Annotated in this window: 4 protein-coding genes, 4 tRNA genes and 1 pseudogene; 7 read left to right on the forward strand and 2 right to left on the reverse strand. The window is 49.3% G+C overall.

What is annotated here, in order from left to right:
• Positions 1-237 precede the first annotated feature (237 nt).
• Together murB and birA are read left to right on the forward strand one after the other, a co-directional pair.
• The gene (gene murB, locus WB371_RS23480) at positions 238-1,266 is read left to right on the forward strand and encodes a UDP-N-acetylmuramate dehydrogenase (RefSeq protein ID WP_336222358.1); all 1,029 of its coding nucleotides are present in this window, start codon (positions 238-240) and stop codon (positions 1,264-1,266) included.
• Positions 1,263-2,225 (forward strand): bifunctional biotin--[acetyl-CoA-carboxylase] ligase/biotin operon repressor BirA, encoded by a 963-nt coding sequence (birA, locus tag WB371_RS23485; RefSeq protein ID WP_336222359.1) that lies wholly within the window; start codon positions 1,263-1,265, stop codon positions 2,223-2,225. The genes murB and birA overlap by 4 nt, the downstream gene beginning before the upstream one ends.
• Before the next feature lie 29 nt (positions 2,226-2,254).
• On the opposite strand, the gene coaA is transcribed toward birA, so the two are convergent.
• Together coaA and WB371_RS23495 are read right to left on the reverse strand one after the other, a co-directional pair.
• The gene (gene coaA, locus WB371_RS23490) at positions 2,255-3,205 is read right to left on the reverse strand and encodes a type I pantothenate kinase (RefSeq protein WP_336222360.1); all 951 of its coding nucleotides are present in this window, start codon (positions 3,203-3,205) and stop codon (positions 2,255-2,257) included.
• A gap of 303 nt (positions 3,206-3,508) precedes the next feature.
• Positions 3,509-3,589: pseudogene (locus tag WB371_RS23495) on the reverse strand (hypothetical protein); the annotation flags it as partial.
• Positions 3,590-3,608: 19 nt separating this feature from the next.
• On the opposite strand from WB371_RS23495, the gene WB371_RS23500 reads away from it, so the two are divergent.
• From WB371_RS23500 to WB371_RS23520, 5 genes are all read left to right on the forward strand, one after another.
• A tRNA-Thr gene (locus WB371_RS23500) sits at positions 3,609-3,684 on the forward strand.
• Between the two features lie 8 nt (positions 3,685-3,692).
• Positions 3,693-3,777: transfer RNA gene (locus WB371_RS23505), tRNA-Tyr, on the forward strand.
• A gap of 112 nt (positions 3,778-3,889) precedes the next feature.
• Positions 3,890-3,964: transfer RNA gene (locus WB371_RS23510), tRNA-Gly, on the forward strand.
• 5 nt (positions 3,965-3,969) lie between these two features.
• Positions 3,970-4,045 (forward strand) — tRNA-Thr (locus WB371_RS23515).
• 117 nt (positions 4,046-4,162) lie between these two features.
• Positions 4,163-4,424, forward strand: a 262-nt coding sequence (locus WB371_RS23520) for a GTP-binding protein (protein WP_227640557.1), incomplete at its 3' end; no start/stop codon positions are given.

Consider the following 4,424-nt stretch of genomic DNA (forward strand, 5'->3'; position numbering starts at 1 on the left):
CCGAACTCAGAAGTGAAACGCCGTAGCGCCGATGGTAGTGTGGGGTCTCCCCATGCGAGAGTAGGGAACTGCCAGGCATCAAATAAAGCGAAGGGCCCGGTCGAAAGACCGGGCCTTTTTGCGTTATATGAAAAATCGCCGGATGCTATTTATCGGATAATGCCACCTCGCCATAATACAAGCCATACTGCTGCATATGCGGTAAACTAACCGCGATTTTGTATCAGGAAAGCGTCCATGAATCACTCCCTTAAAGCCTGGAATACCTTTGGTATTGAGCAGCGTGCCAATGAGATTGTCTGCGTCGAAAATGAACAACAACTACTAAATGCCTGGCAATCAGCGAATGCGTTACGTCAGCCAGTATTGATACTGGGTGAAGGGAGTAATGTTTTATTCCTCGACACCTTCTGTGGGACGGTCATCATCAACCGTATCAAAGGGATCGAGGTGACAGAGCAATCAGACGCGTGGCATCTGCATGTCGGGGCCGGTGAGAACTGGCATCAACTGGTACAACATACCCTACAGAATGACATGCCTGGACTGGAAAACCTGGCGCTAATCCCTGGTTGCGTAGGTTCTTCACCTATCCAGAATATTGGTGCTTATGGTGTAGAACTCCAGCGAGTCTGTGATTACGTTGACTGCGTCGAACTCGCGACGGGGAAAGCACAACGTCTCAGTGCGGCTGAGTGCCAGTTTGGTTATCGCGACAGTATCTTCAAACATGACTACCAGGATCGTTTCGCAATCGTTGCGGTGGGTTTACGTCTGATGAAGGAATGGCAGCCAGTGTTGACCTACGGTGACCTGACTCGCCTGGACCCTGCTACCGTTACGCCCCGTCAAGTTTTTGATTCGGTTTGCCATATGCGTATGACGAAACTGCCCGATCCAAAAGTGAACGGAAATGCAGGTAGCTTTTTTAAGAACCCGGTCGTGACAGCCGATGTGGCACAGGCGTTGCTAAGTCAATTTCCGAATGCGCCCCATTATCCTCAGGCTGATGGGGCCGTTAAGCTGGCTGCGGGTTGGCTTATCGACCAATGTCAGTTGAAAGGCACTGAGATTGGTGGGGCCGCAGTACACCGTCAACAGGCACTGGTATTGATCAATGCCAATAACGCGACAAGTGACGACGTTGTTCAACTTGCACACCTGGTTCGTACGAAAGTGGGCAAAAAATTTAACGTCTGGCTGGAGCCCGAAGTGCGCTTCATCGGACAGACGGGAGAAGTCAATGCTGTGGAGATTATTGCATGAAGGATAACACCGTCCCTTTAACGCTTATCTCCTTGCTGGCTGATGGTGAGTTTCATTCTGGCGAACAACTGGGTGAAAAGTTGGGAATGAGCCGTGCGGCCATTAATAAGCATATCCAGACATTGCGTGACTGGGGAGTCGACGTATTTACCGTTCCCGGTAAAGGATACAGTTTGCCGGAGCCGATGCAGTTGCTGAATGCTGACCGCATACACAGCCAGTTGGAGCGTGGTACGGTGGCCGTGCTTCCGGTGATTGATTCCACTAATCAGTATCTGCTGGAGCGAATTAGTGAGTTACAGTCGGGTGATGCCTGTGTGGCGGAATATCAGCAGGCCGGGCGTGGACGCCGTGGTCGTAAGTGGTTCTCACCTTTTGGTGCTAACCTCTATCTTTCGATGTTCTGGCGTCTTGAGCAGGGGCCGGCTGCCGCGATCGGCTTAAGCCTGGTGATCGGTATCGTGATGGCAGAGGTGCTTCGCGATCTGGGGGCGGATCAGGTACGAGTAAAATGGCCTAACGATCTTTACCTGCTGGATCGTAAGCTGGCAGGCATCCTGGTAGAACTGACGGGTAAGACAGGCGATGCGGCGCAAATCGTCATCGGTGCCGGCATTAATATGGCGATGCGCCGTGTTGAAGAAGATGTGGTGAATCAGGGATGGATTACGTTACAGGAAGCCGGGATCACTCTCGATCGTAATACGCTGGCGGCAAGGCTTATTCGTGAATTACGTACCGCGCTGGAGTTATTTGAACAGGAAGGTTTGGCTCCCTATCTCTCTCGTTGGGAAAAACTGGATAATTTTATTCATCGCCCGGTAAAACTAATTATTGGCGAAAAAGAAATATTGGGTATTTCACGTGGTATTGATACTCAGGGTGCGCTACTTCTGGAACAGGATGGCATAGTGAAACCTTGGGTCGGTGGTGAAATATCGTTGCGAAGTGCAGAATGATAAAAGGGAGCTTTCGCTCCCTTTTATCATTATTTTCTCAGGCGCACCCGTTCGACGGCGTGATTCGCGCTCTTTGTCATGATCAGACTCGCGCGCTCCCGAGTTGGTAGGATATTTTGTTTTAAATTCAGCCAGTTAATTTCTTTCCATAATGAGGTGGCGGTATTGATTGCCTCCTCTTCTGTAAGTTTTGCATAGTTATGGAAATAGGAATCGGGATCGGTAAACGCGCCCTCACGGAATTTAAGGAAGCGGTTGATATACCATGTTTGCAGTAAATCTTCCGGCGCATCCACATAAATAGAGAAGTCAACGAAGTCCGAAACAAATACATGATGCGGATCGTGTGGATAGTCCATTCCGCTTTGCAGAACGTTTAGTCCTTCCAGAATTAATATATCGGGTTGCGCGACGGTTTTATCCCCCTCTGGGATCACATCATAAATCAGATGTGAATAAACGGGCGCGGTCACGTTCGGCACACCGGATTTTAAATCGGAGACGAACTTGACCAGACGGTGCATATCATACGATTCAGGAAAACCTTTCTTCTTCATTAACCCACGGTCTTTTAATACCTGGTTTGGATGAAGAAACCCATCAGTGGTGATCAGTTCAACGCGACGATGTTCTGGCCAACGGCTCAGTAACGCCTGTAATACACGCGCGGTGGTACTTTTCCCAACCGCTACACTGCCAGCAATACTGATGATATAAGGGATACGCTCGCCATTCGTGCCCAGAAACTGTTCGAGAACTGCCTGACGGCGTAGGTTCGAGCTGATATAGAAGTTAAGCAAACGCGACAGGGGTAAATAGATCTCGGCAACTTCTTCTAATGATAAATCTTCATTAATCCCTTTTAACCGCGCAATCTCTTCTTCAGTGAGAGTCATCGGCACGGAATCACGAAGCGCAGCCCACTGGTTGCGGTCAAACTGTAGGTAAGGCGTCATTAACGTTTGCTCTTTTTTACTCATAAGCATGTTTCTGGCTGTCATTACACTATCAGGGCAGTGATAAAAAAGCGCGTCATCCCCGGGCGTGCAGTGGCTCGTCACATTTCAGTTAATTTGGACAATGGGCAGGAGGGTAACACCAGATGGCAGGGAATAATAAGAAAAAATCTCTTCCGTGCCTCATTCCCTGAAAAGCAATGTGACGGATATTGCAGATGTGAAAGGGGGCATTTGCCTCATTGAGATGCCTGCGAATCCGGGAATCGAAAAACAAGCGGCCTGATGATGCCGAAATTTTATGCTAAGCTGTCTGAAAATACGTCATTTATTGGCCGTATAGCGCAAAATGTGAGCGATAGAACATTTTATGCAATTTTTTAGTTGCATGAGGTCGCAGGTCTCCATAGAATGCGCGCTACTTGATGCCGACTTAGCTCAGTAGGTAGAGCAACTGACTTGTAATCAGTAGGTCACCAGTTCGATTCCGGTAGTCGGCACCATCAAGTCCGGTGGGGTTCCCGAGCGGCCAAAGGGAGCAGACTGTAAATCTGCCGTCACAGACTTCGAAGGTTCGAATCCTTCCCCCACCACCACTTTCTGGCAGCAATTGCTGTCTGAGCTGGTTAAAAATAATCGGCTCAAATGAGAAAAGAGACTTGTCTCTTTTTTTGTTACAGAAAGAACTGGGTAGCCGAGTTTCAGGATGCGGGCATCGTATAATGGCTATTACCTCAGCCTTCCAAGCTGATGATGCGGGTTCGATTCCCGCTGCCCGCTCCAGACGTGCTGATATGGCTCAGTTGGTAGAGCGCACCCTTGGTAAGGGTGAGGTCCCCAGTTCGACTCTGGGTATCAGCACCACTTCACTTCTCCTTCCCGTGTTTTCTCTGTAACGACTCAATGATTCAACAGTTCAGGCATATCGCCTGGTTGATGTGGTGATATCACCGATTTATCCGTGTCTTAGAGGGACAATCGATGTCTAAAGAAAAGTTTGAACGTACAAAACCGCACGTTAACGTCGGTACTATCGGCCACGTTGACCATGGTAAAACAACGCTGACCGCTGCAATCACTACCGTACTGGCTAAAACCTACGGTGGTTCTGCTCGCGCATTCGACCAGATCGATAACGCGCCGGAAGAAAAAGCTCGTGGTATCACCATCAACACGTCTCACGTTGAATATGACACCCCGACTCGTCACTACGCACACGTAGACTGCCCGGGGCACGCCGACT

Origin of the sequence: Citrobacter amalonaticus (assembly GCF_037053465.1) — a bacterium.
GTDB classification, from domain to species: Bacteria; Pseudomonadota; Gammaproteobacteria; order Enterobacterales; family Enterobacteriaceae; genus Citrobacter_A; species Citrobacter_A amalonaticus_H.

Coding starts and splice junctions, on each gene's coding strand:
- murB (WP_336222358.1), top strand. CDS start 238: ATGAATCACTCCCTTAAAGCCTGGAATACCTTTGGTATTGAGCAGCGT.
- birA (WP_336222359.1), top strand. CDS start 1,263: ATGAAGGATAACACCGTCCCTTTAACGCTTATCTCCTTGCTGGCTGAT.
- coaA (WP_336222360.1), bottom strand. CDS start 3,205: ATGAGTAAAAAAGAGCAAACGTTAATGACGCCTTACCTACAGTTTGAC.